Here is a 14,590-nt window from a genome sequence, read left to right as displayed (position 1 = left end):
TATGCTGAATTTTCGTTTTATATTGAAAATGCTGGGAGGAATATTTATCCTCGAAACATTCTTCATGTTGGCGGCTACGGTGGTTTCGTTTCTTAGCAATGGGGAAGACCTGATTCCTTTACTGAAATCCTGCGGGATTATGTTTGGAACAGGACTTTTGTTTTATGCAATAGGTTTCCGTGCAAATGAATATAATGCTGGGAGACGTGAAGGGATGTTGGTAGTCACTCTTACTTGGATATTTTGTTCCTTATTGGGAATGCTTCCATTCTATTTAGGAGGATATATACCTACAATAACTGATGCTTTTTTTGAAACAATGTCCGGTTTTACGACAACCGGTTCTACCATTCTTACAGATGTGGAGGCTCTGCCACACGGTGTATTATTTTGGCGAAGTCTGACTCAGTGGCAGGGAGGTATTGGTATTATCGTCTTTACTGTAGCGCTATTACCTATTTTAGGCGGCGGGGCGGCACAAATGTTTGATGCGGAGACTCCAGGCATTACACATGAGCGTTTTCGTCCGCGTGTTGCTCAGGTTGCTAAACGGCTTTGGGGTATCTATTTATTTTTTACTGCAATATTGATTGGTTTACTTTGGGTAGGACCAATGGATTTCTTTGATGCTGTGAATCATGCGATGACCACTATGGCAACAGGGGGATACTCTACTAAAAATGCGAGTGTGGCTTATTGGGATTCTGCCTATATAGATTATGTGATTACTGTGTTTATGTGCATCGGGGCTACCAATATGACTCTTTTTTATTTCTTTTTCAATGGAAAATTCAGCAAGTTGTTTAAGGATGAAGAAGCTCGTTGGTTTTATATTTTTGTAGTTGTCACGATGTTGATAGTTACTGTTTATCTGCTTTTGAAAGGTATATATCCTGATTTCCTTACGGCATTTCGTTTTGCTTCTTTTCAGGTTGCCACTTTGGTTTCTACATGTGGTTTTGCTACAGCCGATTTTATACCTTGGGGACCATTCTTTTGGTTAATCGCGATTATTTTGATGATCGTTTGCGGCTGTGCCGGCTCAACCAGTGGGGGATTGAAAACGGGGCGTGTTATGATTCTTACAAAGAATCTGCTGAATGAATTTAAAAAGCGGACGCATCCGCATGCCGTATTGCCCGTCAGAGTGAACGAACATGTATTATCTTCAGAGATTGTGTTCCGTGTATTGTCTTTTGCTTTTATTTATATAAGCCTGATTGTATTAGGATGTTTATTATTGTTGGTAGATGGGTTGGGTTTTGAGGAAGCTGTGGGCTCGGCTGTGTCGGCTGTGAGTAATACCGGTCCGGGGCTTGGCAGTGTTGGACCTGTCGGGAATTTCTCCGGATTACCTGATTTTTCCAAATGGGTATTGGCTATGTTGATGATGGTAGGACGTTTGGAAATATTTACGGTAGTTACCATCCTTTTACCTGGTTTCTGGAAACAATAAAACAAAAACATATATGAAAACACAAATGATGTTATTAACCTTTATTGGTAGTATCTTCTTATTGCCAGGATTTGCTCAGAATATAGCAAAACCGGAGACTACGGATTTATTGCCGGAACATACATTTACTTCTGGAATAGAAGGGCCTGCAACGGATGAAGCCGGGAACTTATATGCCGTAAATTATGAGAAGGAAGGGACAATCGGCATTGTCCATCCGGATGGAACACATGCTTGTTTTGTGGTACTTCCGGAAGGCTCTACGGGAAATAGTATCTGTTTTAATAAAGAAGGAAATATGCTGGTAGCTGATTATACCGGACATAATATCCTGAAAATAGATATGAAAACTAAAGCAATATCCATCTATGCCCATGAACCGAAAATGAACCAGCCAAATGATATGGTTCTTGCTCCCAATGGAAATTTGTATGCCAGTGACCCGGACTGGAAGAATAAAAAAGGTCAGCTTTGGTTGGTTAACCCCAATGGTAAAGTCTCCTTGCTGGAAGGTAATATGGGAACAACAAATGGGATAGAGGTAAGTCCTGATGGCAAAATGCTTTATGTGAATGAATCCGCCCAGTTGAAAGTTTGGGCATATGATATTCAGCCGAATGGAACATTAAAAAATAAGCGGCTGATACATACTTTTGAGGGGTATGGCATGGACGGTATGTGTTGTGATATAAAAGGAAATATCTACCTCTGCCGTTATGATAAAGGAACCGTCGTTCTGCTGAATCCCAAAGGCAAGCTACTACGTGAAATTCAACTGAAAGGTAAACAACCTTCAAATATTACTTTTGGAGGTCCGGATAATAAGACTTGTTATATTACCTTGCAAGACCGGGGATGTTTTGAAACCTTCCGTTCGGAATATCCGGGAAGGAAATAAGCTGTTAGTATAGCGGATGGTTATTAAAACATATGATAACCTTTCAACTCTTTCCGCAAAGCTTTGGATTTATTATTTGTAACCTCATCCATTAGTTTCCAGAAACGGTCGCTATGATTCATTTCTACCGTATGGCAAAGTTCATGTAAAAGAACGTAATCGATCAGATGCCAGGGAAGAAGCATCAGCGAAAGGGACAGGTTGATACTTTTCCGCGGAGTACAACTGCCCCAATGAGTTTTACTGTTGAATATTTTTATTCCTGTGCAGGTAAATTTATGCAGGGAAGCAAGTTGCATCAATCGCTGAGGCAATAATCTGACAGCCTCGTGGCGGAGTGCTTTCTCTAAAAAACTTTTCAATAAATTCTGAACTCTTTCATCTGTAAAATCTGTTTGTGCAGGACAGGCTATATGCAAAATTTCTTTATCCAATGTCATGTAAAAATTCGTCCGGTCGGAGCAGAATATGTGGATGCTGAAACTTGCAGTCTGCATTTCTGTCTTATCTGTCAGCAAAGGATGTGCCGGATGTTTGGCTAACGCAACTTTCAATTTATTCTTATTTTCCCGGATAAAGGCAAGCATACGCGTCTCGTCTCCATTAACAGGCATTGTCGCAGTAATGACCCCTTTGGATATTTTCAGCGTATAGCGGGTTGCCCGTGGGCTAATACGGAGGAGGATGGTTCCTAAATCATTATCGTGTATCTTCTTTTCCATATCGTTTGCAAAAGTAATACTTTATGAACAAAGAATATACAGTAGAATTACTTATCTTTGCACCCGATTTAGGGAATTAATTATTAAACAATAGAATCATGAGCAAGAAAGCGCTATTACTGATTTGCGACGGCTGGGGAATTGGCGACCGCGGAAAAGACGATGTAATTTATAACACTCCTACTCCTTATTGGGATGAATTATTGAAAAACTATCCGAACTCTCAACTTCAGGCTTCAGGTGAAAATGTTGGTTTGCCTGACGGACAGATGGGTAATTCGGAAGTAGGTCACTTGAATATTGGTGCCGGACGCGTGGTTTACCAGGATTTGGTAAAGATCAACCTCGCTTGTCGTAATAACTCTATTATGGAAAACCCGGAAATCAAACGTGCTTATAGCTATGCGAAAGAAAATGGCAAGCAGATTCATTTCATGGGACTTGTTTCTGATGGTGGTGTACATAGCTCGTTAGAACACCTGTTCAAACTGACAGATATCGCGAAAGAATACGGAATAGACAAAGCATACGTTCACTGCTTTATGGATGGTCGTGATACCGACCCAAAGAGCGGTAAAGGTTTTATAGAGCAACTCTCCGAACACCTGAAGACTACAGGCGGAAAGATTGCTTCTATCATCGGGCGTTATTATGCTATGGACCGTGACAAACGTTGGGAACGCGTAAAAGAAGCTTACGACCTGCTGGTAAATGGTAAAGGTAAAGAAGCTGAATGCATGGTAAAAGCCATGGAAGAATCTTATGCTGAAGGTATAACCGACGAATTCATCAAACCGATTGTACATGTGGAAAACGGCAAGCCGGTTGCAACTATCGAAGAAGGTGATGTTGTTATTTTCTTCAACTATCGTAACGACCGTGCAAAAGAACTTACGGTTGTTCTGACACAGCAGGATATGCCGGAAGTAGAAATGGTAACAATTCCAGGTTTGCAGTATTTCTGTATGACTCCGTATGATGCTAATTTTAAAGGTGTATACATCCTGTTTGACAAGGAAAATGTAGAAAATACATTAGGTGAATATGTTGCTTCAAAAGGCAAAACACAGTTGCATATTGCTGAAACAGAAAAGTATGCACATGTGACATTCTTCTTTAACGGCGGACGTGAAGCTCCGTATGCCGAAGAAGAACGTATCCTGGTTCCTTCTCCTAAAGTCGCTACTTATGACCTGAAGCCGGAAATGAGTGCTTACGAAGTAAAAGATAAACTGGTTGAGGCTATCAATACACAGAAATATGACTTTATCGTTTGTAACTATGCAAATGGTGATATGGTAGGTCATACCGGTATCTATGAAGCCATAGAAAAAGCGGTTGTTGCTGTTGACGCTTGCCTGCACGATACAGTGGAAGCTGCAAAAGCAAACGGTTATGAGGTAATTATCATTGCCGACCACGGTAATGCCGACCATGCTTTGAATGAAGACGGAACTCCGAATACAGCTCACTCTTTGAATCCTGTTCCTTTTGTATATGTAACAGAAAACAAGGATGCAAAAGTTGAAAACGGTATTCTTGCAGACGTTGCTCCTTCTATCCTTCATATCATGGGGCTGGAACAACCGAAAGAAATGACCGGACGCAATTTGATTAAATAATTCTTTTGAAAATATATTCCCCTCTTGAAATTCGTTTTTATACGTTTTTCAGGAGGGGATTTTCTTATATCCAAAATAAGTTCATAGTTCTATAGATGATACAAATAGATGATACGTTAGTCAGCCTCGATGTGTTGGAAAGTAAATTCATATGTGATCTGTCCCATTGCAAGGGGATTTGTTGCGTAGAAGGTGATTCCGGCGCTCCTTTATTGGAAGAAGAGGTTGCAGAACTGGAAAAAGCATTGCCTGTTATTTGGGATGATCTTTCTCCGGAAGCGCAGGATATTATCGATAAACAAGGCGTTTCTTATATCGATGTAGAGGGAGATTTGGTGACTTCTATCGTTAATAACAAAGATTGCGTCTTTACTTGCTATGATGCGGACGGAACTTGTAAATGTGCGGTAGAGAAAGCTTACCGTGCTGGCAAACTGTCTTTTTATAAGCCTGTATCCTGCCATCTTTATCCGATCCGTGTGACTGAATATGATACATTTAGTGCTGTAAATTACCACCGCTGGGAGATATGCAAAGCTGCGGAAGTGTTAGGTAAAAAAGTAGGAATGCCTGTTTATAAGTATTTGAAAGAACCGTTAATCAGGCGATTTGGTGCAGATTGGTATGACAGCCTCGAAGAGGTTGCCATAGAATGGGAAAAACAGAATAACAAATAAAAAAGTTATTCTGTTTTTCGTATAAGTTCGGCAGATTGTCCTTCCTCTTTCAGGTAGGTTTCAATATGCCTTTTTTTCTTTTCTTCCAGTATATCGTCGATATTAATCAAGATACCGGTTTCTTCCACTTCGCCGAACTCATGATTAATGGCAGTCCCGAATACACGCATTTTCGGTGACAGGCTCATATAAGCATTTACCAATGGAGGAACGTTGAAACCGAATTTCCGGACTTCCTGGTTCAATACTTTATAGTTGTCTTTAAAATTATCGTATTTGAACAATTTTTCCATTTTTTCTATGTTCGTATCTGTTTTGAGCGGATGAATCGGAGTAATTAACTTTTCCGGGTCCGGGAAATGCAGTCCGAGAAAATATAGAATCATATTGCGGGCTTCGGGATTGTAGGTGTTGTACATGGTTACCTTGCCGAAATAATATTTCAAAGTAGGGTCTACTACCGACAAAGCTCCGAGTCCGTCCCATAAATTATCCAGTACGAACAAACCTTTGGAACCACCACGGGTAGACTGGTATTCGAGTGTAACGAAGGAACGGCCTAATTCAACCGTATATGGAAGATATTCTTTATTAAATTTCTCTGAAAAGTTAAACAGGTGGGAAGTGGCAAGTACTGGCTTCCCGTTCTCGTCAAACTTTACGTCCGAACCACAAAGGAAACGGTATCCGCCCAATATCTGTTCTTCTTCAGGACTCCATACTATCAGTTGGCGATAAGCACCTTCCATGGTATCGAACTCATCAATATCGACGGCTTTGCCAGTACCACCTCCGTAATAGCGGAAGGCAATCTCACGTAGGCGTCCGATTTCCTGCATAACATTAGGTGAATCATCTGCTGTTGTGATATAAATTTCATTATTTGATTTGTTGGTACTCCTGAGCCTTTTCTCTTTTGTCAGTTCAGCTTTCAGTATTGCACGGTCAATCGGTTTGATAATGTCTTGCATATAATATAATAAAATCTTTACTTCTTTAGGTTATAAACGATCTCTTTCATCCATTCCGCCCATTCCGCCGGTTTCTTGCTGCTGTCGAATGTTTCCCAGGATATGGGTTTTCCGAAGTAGATATGGAATGTTTGGTGTTTGCAACGGAACATTTCATCCGGAAGGTAAATCATTTCATAATTCATCTTTATACCTAAAGCTTTGCGTATATTGGCGAGCCGGTAAAAGAAATTGGAATTATGTCCGTCGAAATAAACAGGTACAATGTCCCGTTTGTATTCAACAGCTTTTTGTATAAACGATTTTTTCCATTCCGTATCTTGTATCTTTCCTTTTATTTTGCGGGAACAAAGTCCTGCCGGAAAAGTGATGATTTGATTGTCGGAAGCATAAGCGTCATCAATTAACTGGGCGTTTCGCTTTCCCTGTGAGCCATGCTTGTTGATAGGAACGAATATGGATTTCAGATTGGTGATATACAGGAGTAAATCATTTACGAGGTAACGGATATTTCCTCCGAAACGTTTTCCGATCACGGCAGACAGGCATATTCCGTCCAAACCGCCCAGTGGATGGTTGGATGCAAATATGAATCGTCCATCTACAGGAATATTTTCTTCGTTTACAAGCTCAAGGGTAAGATCAAAATAGTTGATCAGCTCTTGCATGAATGCTACCCCGTCTTTGTCATGGTAACGTGTAAGAATATCATTTAATTCATCCTGGTGGACAATGCGAATCAGATAATCAACAATGAATTTTGGAATCTTTTTAGACGCTGAAGGAGCCTTCTGTTCCAAAACCTGTTTGATGTCGATCCGTGTTATACCATCTTCCTTCATTCATTTAACTCTTATATCCGGCAAAGATATAGTTAATAATTAAAAGTAAATACTTTCTGGAATGGTTTTTAAATATCCGGCAGAACAAATTATTACTGGAATATGTTTTTTATAGTTGTAGAGCGGTTGTATTATGGCGTGTATGCCTTAAAATAGTATTTAATTGGCTAATTTAAAAATAGATAAGTGGTGTAGGTTAATTTTATCTAAACCTCTTTTAACACAAACGGGTTCTTGTTTTTACCTTTTTTGTGTAAATATTAAACTAAAACACGCGTTATTTGTTCTGTTAAAAAGAGAGATTTAAATATATGAGGAAGTCTACAATTTGGTTGCTTGCAGTGGTGATGGCCTTTGCCTTCGCCGGTTTACTCTTTTTACAAGTAAAATATGTAAGTATCATACTCAAAAAAAGTAGCGAACAGTTTAACGAAACCGTCAAACGATGCGTTCACCAGGTATCTAAAAACCTGGAACTGGATGAAACAAAAAAATATCTGGAAGAGGATTTGAGCAGGGATGAGGCAAATGATTATTTATACCAGAACAATATCAGCCAAATCATAACCCGGGAACAATATAGTAAATATCAGTTCAGGGATTCCAATGGAAACGTCCAGCATATAGAACTTCATGGGAATATTTCATCCCAGCGGATCGAGCCGTTATCATCATTGAATAAGAAAGGCGCGGCTAATAGTATTATAAGTACTTCCAAAGATTTACAGAAAACGTTGCGGCGGCGCTATCAATACCAGAAAGGATTAATTGACGAAGTTATCCTGAGCATTCTATATACGGGAAACCTCCGGCCAATAGAGGAACGTATAGATTTTAAAAAGCTGAATAATTACTTAAAATCAGAATTTATTAACAACGCATTGAACTTGCCGTTTATTTTTTCTGTTATTAACAAAGACGGCAAGGTAGTATATCAGAGTGGAGATATTCCTCCTGTATCAGATGTGACTGCACAGGTACTGTTTCCAAATGATCCTCCTTCCAAGCAAAATATACTGAAGGTGTATTTCCCGACGAAGGGTGATTATATTTCAAGTTCTGTAACATTTATCGTACCGTCTATACTCTTCTCGCTGATACTGTTGGTAACATTTGTATTTACCATATTCATCGTATTCCGCCAGAAGAAATTATCAGAAATGAAAAATGATTTTATCAATAATATGACACATGAACTGAAAACACCGGTTTCAACCATCTCCTTGGCTGCACAGATGCTGAAAGACTCCGACATTACCAAGAGTCCACAAGTGTTCAAGCATATCTCTGGGGTGATAAATGATGAAACCAAGCGATTGGGGTTCCTGGTGGAAAAGGTTTTGCAGATGTCATTGTTTGAACGTCAGAAAGCTGCGCTGAAACTAAAAGAAGTGGATGCAAACGATTTGCTGGCAAGTGTAGCCAATACTTTTGCGTTAAAAGTAGAGAAGTATGACGGAACAATCGATATAGACCTGCTGGCTGAAAACTCAGACATTTATGTCGACGAAATGCACCTCACGAACGTATTGTTCAACCTGCTGGATAATGCAGTCAAGTACCGCCGTCCGGAAGTACCGCTCACACTGATGTGTCGCACATGGAATGAAAGTGGCAAATTATTGATATCAATCGAAGATAATGGTATCGGTATCAAGAAGGAATATCAGAAGAAAGTATTCGATCGTTTCTTCCGCGTACCGACGGGAAATGTACACGATGTAAAAGGGTTCGGCCTCGGACTTGCTTATGTCCGTAAAATAGTAGAGGACCATAAAGGCACGATACGTGCTGAAAGTGGTGCCGGAAATGTAGGAACAAAATTTATTATTACTTTACCTCTTATAAAAAGTTAGTTATGGAAGAAAAATTGAAAATCTTCTTTTGTGAAGACGACGAAAACCTGGGTATGTTGTTGAGAGAATACCTTCAGGCTAAAGGTTATGTAACAGACCTCTTTTCTGATGGAGAAGCCGGTTATAAAGGTTTCACCAAAGGCAAATATGATCTTTGTGTATTAGACGTAATGATGCCGAAAAAAGACGGTTTTACGTTGGCACAGGAAATCCGCTCAATCAATCCTGATATTCCTATCATCTTCCTTACAGCTAAGACTATGAAGGAAGATATTCTGGAAGGATTCAAGATTGGTGCAGACGACTATCTGACAAAACCATTCAGCATGGAAGAATTGTTGCTCCGTATCGAAGCAATCCTTCGCCGTGTGAAAGGCAAGAAAATGAAAGATATACCATTCTATAAACTTGGAAACTTCTTGTTCGATACTCAGAAACAGACTTTGGCTATCGGTGATAAGGTAACTAAGCTGACAACAAAAGAATGTGAACTTCTGAGCTTGTTGTGTGCTCATGCAAATGAGATACTGGAACGTAATTATGCGTTGAAGACTATCTGGGTAGACGACAACTATTTCAATGCACGTAGTATGGACGTATATATCACGAAACTGCGTAAACTGTTGAAAGATGATCCGGGAATTGAAATCATCAACATCCACGGTAAGGGTTACAAACTGATTACTCCTTCCGGAGAAGAAGCAGCTCGTGAAGAAGGTATACAGGTTCTTTAAAATATAGAATCTGTTAGAAAAAGAAAGCGGGTGTGTCCTTGGGGCATACCCGCTTTGCCTTTCTATTCTTTAACCTCGGTGAGTTTTGAAACTTTTCTTTTCCAGATAATAAAGAGGATAAAGGTGAATGCCGTAATACAACATCCGATTATTTGCGAGAGAGTTGCATCCATGTTCAAACCTTCGGGTGCAATAAATATGTAAGTGGAACAAACTGCTGTCATAAATAATGCCGGAATGAGAGTGATGATGTATATTTTCTTTGAACGAGCCAGATATACGGTAAGTGCCCAAAGAGTGAATACAGCCAATGTCTGGTTACACCAAGCAAAATATCTCCATATCATTTCGAATCCTTCTTTGTCATTCAAGCTGTAGAGTAGCAGGGCAATGGCTACCAGAAATAAAGGGATACAAATGAGCAGACGTTTTGGAATACTGCGTTGTTCCATATGCAGGAAGTCTGCAACAATCAGACGGGCAGAGCGAAATGCCGTATCTCCTGAGGTGATAGGCGCTGCAATAACTCCTAATATAGCAAGTACACTACCTACTGTTCCCAGCCATTCTTTTGTGATACTGTCCACAACTACGGCTGCATTGTTTTCTCCCATTCCATTGTTATGATAGAAATAAGTGGCTGCAGCGGCCCAGATTAAGGCCACAATTCCTTCTGTAATCATGGATCCGAAGAAAATAGGACGACCGTATTTTTCGTTTACGATACAACGTGCCATCAAAGGGCTTTGGGTTGCATGAAATCCGGAAATAGCCCCACAAGCGATACTTACAAACATAATCGGGAATATCGGTAGTCCATCCGGGTTGGTGTTAGGCATACCATCTGTTATTTCCGGTAATGGGGGATGGTTTATGAATAACATAACCAATATCCCTACCGCCATGAATAACAGGGCTATGGCAAATATTGGATAGATTTTTCCTATGATTTTATCTATTGGCAACAATGCAGCCAAAATGTAATAGATGAATACTACAATAATCCAGAAAGTCGTATTCAAATGTTCCGGGGTCAACTTTGCTAATAATCCTGCAGGGCCGGCAACGAATACTGCACCCACCAAAACCATCAGGATTACAGTGAAGCCACGCATGAACTGCTTGAAATTATGTCCGAGGTAACGACCGATGATTTCAGGCAGACTCTCTCCATTGTGGCGTAAAGAAAGCATTCCTGCCAGATAATCGTGTACTGCTCCAGCGAAGATACTTCCAAGTACGATCCATAGAAATGACGCTGTTCCAAATTTTGCCCCCATGATAGCTCCAAATATGGGCCCTAAACCTGCAATATTCAAAAATTGTATCATGAAAGCTTTCCAGGATGGCATCGGAAGATAATCAACCCCATCCTGTAGTGTATATGCCGGTGTTTTTCTTGCCGGGTCTATGCCAAAAATACGTTCTATAAATTTCCCATATATAAAATAACCTGCGATAAGGGTAATAAGGCAACAAACAAATGTAATCATGTTATAAAAATATTAGATTCTATCAGTATAAAATAAAAAAGAGAATTGATTAGCTTTTGTTTAGTCGGCTGAATCAATTCTCTTTATGTATTATTTTTCTTTTTTAGTTGAGCAATCGCTTTACGGTTTCGGATATCATCCGTCCTTCGGCTTTTCCTGCTAATGCTTTTGTCGCGGCTCCCATCACTTTGCCCATGTCTTTAGGACCGGTTGCTCCTACTTGGGCTATGATTGCTTTCAGTTCTGTTTCCAGTTCTTCTGCGCTCATTTGTTTGGGGAGGTAGGTTTCGATAACGGCAACTTGTGCCAGTTCTGCTTCTGCCAATTCCTGGCGTCCCTGTTCTGCGAAGATGCCGGCAGAGTCTTTACCTTGTTTAACCAGCTTCTGCATAATTTTAAGCGCATCTGCATCCGTCAGGGTATCGTTGGCTCCCGGGGCTGTTTTAGCTTCGAGGAAAAATTTCTTTACATTTCTTAGAGTTTCGAGGGCTACTTTGTCTTTTGCCTTCATTGCGTTTTTAATGTCTTCGCTGACTCTTTCAAATAAATCCATATTGATGTATATTAATAATTATCTGAAACTGATTGTCGGTTTGCCTCCAGTATTCGGCTTATTGTTATTATTATCAGAACGTGAGGCTGCTGATGAAGAGACCGATGATGTTGGAGTATCTTCTACCGAAACTTTCGACCGTGCCCGGGCTATAAGCTTCGGATCGCGATTGTAAGTAGGATTATCTTCTATCAGGGCAATAAGAGCATCGTCATCCAGTTCTTCCTGATTCAAAACAACAGCTTTTGCACGAGCGGCTACACGGCGCATACGCTGACCGGAAGCTCCGTAATATTTATCGATAAGCTCTTTTTCGCCTTGTTCTTTCTTAATACGTTCCTCTTCGACACGTAATTCTTCTTCTGTCATACGTGCAGATTCAGCGTGACGCTTGTCTGCTATCTGAGGAATATCTTCCATGCCAAAACCGGTCGCAAGAATTGTCATCTTGACTTTATCACCCAATGAATTGTCGACAGCTGTTCCCCAGATAACCTCGATATCTCGACCGAAACGGGACATGAAGTCATGTACATCGTTCATTTCTTCCATTCGAAGCTCCGCATCTTCACCGAATGAAACATTGAACAATATCTTTTTCGCATTAAACACATCATTGTTGTTCAAAAGCGGAGAGTTCAGTGCATCTTCAATCGCTTGGCGAACACGTCCTTCCCCTTGGCCGAAACCATTGCTCATCAGGGCAACACCTCCATCCTTCATCGTGGTATTGACATCGGCGAAGTCAAGGTTGATAATACCCGGCAGGGTAATAATTTCAGCAATACTTTTTGCTGCAATAGTCAACGTGTCATCTGCTTTACCAAAAGCATTGGTCATGGTGAGGTCTGCGTATATTTCGCGCAACCGTTCGTTGTTGATAACCAGCAATGCATCCACATTCTTACTGATTTCTTCCACACCGTTCAGTGCCTGGATAATTTTACGTTCGCCTTCGAATACGAAAGGAATAGTAACAATCCCTACTGTAAGTATACCCATATCTTTTGCAATGCGGGCAATTACAGGAGCAGCTCCTGTTCCCGTTCCACCTCCCATTCCGGCAGTGATAAATACCATTTTGGTACCGTCTCCCAACATCTTACGGATGTCTTCAAGGCTTTCTTCGGCAGCCATCATTGCACGTTCAGGTTTGTTACCTGCTCCTAATCCCTGGGTAATATTGCGTCCCAGAGGAACTTTGCATGGTACGTCGGAGCGGTTTAAAGCCTGGTTGTCGGTATTACACAGCACAAAAGTAACATCATGTATACCTTCTTTGTACATATGTGTTACGGCATTTCCGCCACCACCTCCGACACCGATGACTTTAATGATTTTCGGAGTATCTGTTGGATAGTTGAAGTTTAATATTGTATCGTCCATTGCCTTCCGTTTTTACATTTGCTGATTAGTTACTCGTATCTTCTTCATCGTCGAAGAGGCCTTTGCCTAAATTCTCCGCTTTTTCTTTCCATCCTTTGAACAGATTGAAACCTCCTCCTTTATTCGTTTTTGCTTTGGACGGTTTAGGAGGAGCTACCGGTTCTTCTTTTTTCTCTTCAACTTTCTGTTCCGTTACTTGAGGTTCAGGAGCTTTCGGAGGAATATAGGCGGCACAGTTTGTATCCCCCTTCATCAGGAGACCTACTGCAACTGCATATTCAGGATTATTGGCAATCATTTCTCCGTTCTCGACAATGCCTTTACGCACGGAAGAGTACCGAACATCCATCTTTAACCGATCCCGGATAAGGTCCGGAAGATGCTTCAATGCCGCTCCGCCTCCTGTAATAATAATACCGGCTCCCAGTGAGTTTATCAAGCCTGTTGCTTCCAGGCGGGCATATACGTTTTCGAGTATCTCTTTGATACGTGCTTCTATAATATTGTTGAGATCTTCCAGTTTGATTTCACGTAATCCCATACCATCGGCAGAACTTACCTGGATGGTAAATTCGTTGTCACGGTCCATGATGGCACTACCATAAGTCAATTTTACCCGTTCAGCTTCTGCTTCTACCAGATGTAAGCTGGTAATATCCCTTGTTATCAGGTTTCCTCCGAAAGGAATAACGGACAGATTTACCAGTTTGCCACCTTTATAGACTGTAAGTGTAGTAACTCCGGCACCGAAACCGATTAATGCACAACCTAAATCTTTTTCGTTGTCGGTCAGTATGACATCAGCCAAAGCCAATGGAGATACGACAATATCAGCGATTTCAACTTTCGCCCGGTCTGCAATACTGTTGCTCACATAACGACGAAGAGAAGGACGTCCTACTACCAGCTTGTAGCGTGCCTCAATCCGGCTACAGGGAATACCTACCGGATCCGGTTCCACTTTGTCGTCCAGATAATAGACCGGGGATACGATAGACAATACATCCAGCATATCCGGATGGTAATCCTGGCATTCACGGTAAAGGGTCTGGATGATTTCTTCTGTAACTACTCCCTCTGTTCCTAATATTTTAGGAACTGTATGGTCTATAGTACGAAGTGATTGTCCTCCGATTCCAACGTATACTTTCCCGATTTTGGAACCATGCAATTTGGTTTCCAGCTTCTGGATAAGACGTTTGATTTTAAAAGCAGTCCCTTCCACATTATATACACATCCTCTTCGTATACAGGTTTCGGAGTTTTCAACTTCGTAGGCCAAAATAGAAAGTGCTCCCGAAGGCCCTTTCGTCCCTACCATACCGACCATGCGGGAAGAGCCGAGGTCGATGGCTGCTATAAAGTCTGTGTATGCCATAT

General features: G+C 40.9%; 13 protein-coding genes. 6 read left to right on the top strand and 7 right to left on the bottom strand.

Annotated features, from left to right (window positions below; all coding sequences use genetic code 11):
- The first annotated feature begins 1 nt into the window (after window position 1).
- Both ACGE0T_RS17475 and ACGE0T_RS17470 read left to right on the top strand, forming a co-directional pair.
- Window positions 2–1,456, top strand: coding sequence for a TrkH family potassium uptake protein (locus tag ACGE0T_RS17475; RefSeq protein WP_459187859.1), 1,455 nt, complete (start codon window positions 2–4; stop codon window positions 1,454–1,456).
- 13 nt (window positions 1,457–1,469) lie between these two features.
- Window positions 1,470–2,354, top strand: coding sequence for an SMP-30/gluconolactonase/LRE family protein (locus tag ACGE0T_RS17470; protein WP_459187858.1), 885 nt, complete (start codon window positions 1,470–1,472; stop codon window positions 2,352–2,354).
- A gap of 23 nt (window positions 2,355–2,377) precedes the next feature.
- Here the strand turns inward: ACGE0T_RS17470 and ACGE0T_RS17465 are convergent, their stop codons facing one another.
- The gene (locus tag ACGE0T_RS17465; RefSeq protein WP_459187857.1) at window positions 2,378–3,076 is read right to left on the bottom strand and encodes a M48 family metallopeptidase; all 699 of its coding nucleotides are present in this window, start codon (window positions 3,074–3,076) and stop codon (window positions 2,378–2,380) included.
- A 98-nt stretch (window positions 3,077–3,174) separates the two neighbouring features.
- On the opposite strand from ACGE0T_RS17465, the gene gpmI reads away from it, so the two are divergent.
- Together gpmI and ACGE0T_RS17455 are read left to right on the top strand one after the other, a co-directional pair.
- Window positions 3,175–4,698, top strand: coding sequence for a 2,3-bisphosphoglycerate-independent phosphoglycerate mutase (gpmI, locus tag ACGE0T_RS17460; protein WP_459187856.1), 1,524 nt, complete (start codon window positions 3,175–3,177; stop codon window positions 4,696–4,698).
- A 95-nt stretch (window positions 4,699–4,793) separates the two neighbouring features.
- Window positions 4,794–5,375 carry a DUF3109 family protein gene (locus ACGE0T_RS17455; RefSeq protein WP_459187855.1) on the top strand — a complete coding sequence of 194 codons (582 nt, stop codon included), beginning with the start codon at window positions 4,794–4,796 and terminating at the stop codon, window positions 5,373–5,375.
- Between the two features lie 5 nt (window positions 5,376–5,380).
- Here ACGE0T_RS17455 and ACGE0T_RS17450 read toward each other — a convergent pair whose 3' ends face one another.
- Together ACGE0T_RS17450 and ACGE0T_RS17445 are read right to left on the bottom strand one after the other, a co-directional pair.
- Window positions 5,381–6,346: a GNAT family N-acetyltransferase gene (locus ACGE0T_RS17450; RefSeq protein ID WP_459187854.1), complete on the bottom strand. Its 966-nt coding sequence runs from the start codon at window positions 6,344–6,346 to the stop codon at window positions 5,381–5,383.
- Window positions 6,347–6,363: 17 nt separating this feature from the next.
- Entirely contained in the window at window positions 6,364–7,188 is an 825-nt protein-coding gene (locus tag ACGE0T_RS17445; protein WP_459187853.1) for a 1-acyl-sn-glycerol-3-phosphate acyltransferase, read from the bottom strand.
- A 311-nt stretch (window positions 7,189–7,499) separates the two neighbouring features.
- Here ACGE0T_RS17445 and ACGE0T_RS17440 point away from each other — a divergent pair, with 311 nt between their 5' ends.
- Entirely contained in the window at window positions 7,500–9,044 is a 1,545-nt protein-coding gene (locus ACGE0T_RS17440; protein WP_459187852.1) for a sensor histidine kinase, read from the top strand.
- 2 nt (window positions 9,045–9,046) lie between these two features.
- Window positions 9,047–9,778 (top strand): response regulator transcription factor RprY, encoded by a 732-nt coding sequence (gene rprY / locus ACGE0T_RS17435; RefSeq protein WP_304379361.1) that lies wholly within the window; start codon window positions 9,047–9,049, stop codon window positions 9,776–9,778.
- A gap of 62 nt (window positions 9,779–9,840) precedes the next feature.
- Here rprY and ACGE0T_RS17430 read toward each other — a convergent pair whose 3' ends face one another.
- From ACGE0T_RS17430 to ftsA, 4 genes are all read right to left on the bottom strand, one after another.
- Entirely contained in the window at window positions 9,841–11,271 is a 1,431-nt protein-coding gene (locus ACGE0T_RS17430) for a carbon starvation CstA family protein (RefSeq protein WP_459187851.1), read from the bottom strand.
- A 103-nt stretch (window positions 11,272–11,374) separates the two neighbouring features.
- Window positions 11,375–11,824 carry a GatB/YqeY domain-containing protein gene (locus ACGE0T_RS17425; RefSeq protein WP_459187850.1) on the bottom strand — a complete coding sequence of 150 codons (450 nt, stop codon included), beginning with the start codon at window positions 11,822–11,824 and terminating at the stop codon, window positions 11,375–11,377.
- Window positions 11,825–11,842: 18 nt separating this feature from the next.
- Entirely contained in the window at window positions 11,843–13,210 is a 1,368-nt protein-coding gene (gene ftsZ / locus ACGE0T_RS17420) for a cell division protein FtsZ (protein WP_459187849.1), read from the bottom strand.
- 25 nt (window positions 13,211–13,235) lie between these two features.
- Window positions 13,236–14,588 (bottom strand): cell division protein FtsA, encoded by a 1,353-nt coding sequence (gene ftsA / locus ACGE0T_RS17415; protein ID WP_459187848.1) that lies wholly within the window; start codon window positions 14,586–14,588, stop codon window positions 13,236–13,238.
- Between the last annotated feature and the right edge of the window lie 2 nt (window positions 14,589–14,590).

The sequence above is a fragment of the Parabacteroides sp. APC149_11_2_Y6 genome, assembly GCF_054506995.1.
This window is presented reverse-complemented; position numbering and strand designations above follow the sequence as displayed.

What these genes read in the sequence shown, in the direction of transcription:
- ACGE0T_RS17445 (WP_459187853.1), bottom strand. Translation starts at nt 7,188, where the DNA reads ATGAAGGAAGATGGTATAACACGGATCGACATCAAACAGGTTTTGGAA.
- ACGE0T_RS17465 (WP_459187857.1), bottom strand. Translation starts at nt 3,076, where the DNA reads ATGGAAAAGAAGATACACGATAATGATTTAGGAACCATCCTCCTCCGT.
- ACGE0T_RS17430 (WP_459187851.1), bottom strand. Translation starts at nt 11,271, where the DNA reads ATGATTACATTTGTTTGTTGCCTTATTACCCTTATCGCAGGTTATTTT.
- ftsA (WP_459187848.1), bottom strand. Translation starts at nt 14,588, where the DNA reads ATGGCATACACAGACTTTATAGCAGCCATCGACCTCGGCTCTTCCCGC.
- ACGE0T_RS17450 (WP_459187854.1), bottom strand. Translation starts at nt 6,346, where the DNA reads ATGCAAGACATTATCAAACCGATTGACCGTGCAATACTGAAAGCTGAA.
- ACGE0T_RS17425 (WP_459187850.1), bottom strand. Translation starts at nt 11,824, where the DNA reads ATGGATTTATTTGAAAGAGTCAGCGAAGACATTAAAAACGCAATGAAG.
- ACGE0T_RS17470 (WP_459187858.1), top strand. Translation starts at nt 1,470, where the DNA reads ATGAAAACACAAATGATGTTATTAACCTTTATTGGTAGTATCTTCTTA.
- rprY (WP_304379361.1), top strand. Translation starts at nt 9,047, where the DNA reads ATGGAAGAAAAATTGAAAATCTTCTTTTGTGAAGACGACGAAAACCTG.
- gpmI (WP_459187856.1), top strand. Translation starts at nt 3,175, where the DNA reads ATGAGCAAGAAAGCGCTATTACTGATTTGCGACGGCTGGGGAATTGGC.
- ACGE0T_RS17475 (WP_459187859.1), top strand. Translation starts at nt 2, where the DNA reads ATGCTGAATTTTCGTTTTATATTGAAAATGCTGGGAGGAATATTTATC.
- ACGE0T_RS17440 (WP_459187852.1), top strand. Translation starts at nt 7,500, where the DNA reads ATGAGGAAGTCTACAATTTGGTTGCTTGCAGTGGTGATGGCCTTTGCC.
- ftsZ (WP_459187849.1), bottom strand. Translation starts at nt 13,210, where the DNA reads ATGGACGATACAATATTAAACTTCAACTATCCAACAGATACTCCGAAA.
- ACGE0T_RS17455 (WP_459187855.1), top strand. Translation starts at nt 4,794, where the DNA reads ATGATACAAATAGATGATACGTTAGTCAGCCTCGATGTGTTGGAAAGT.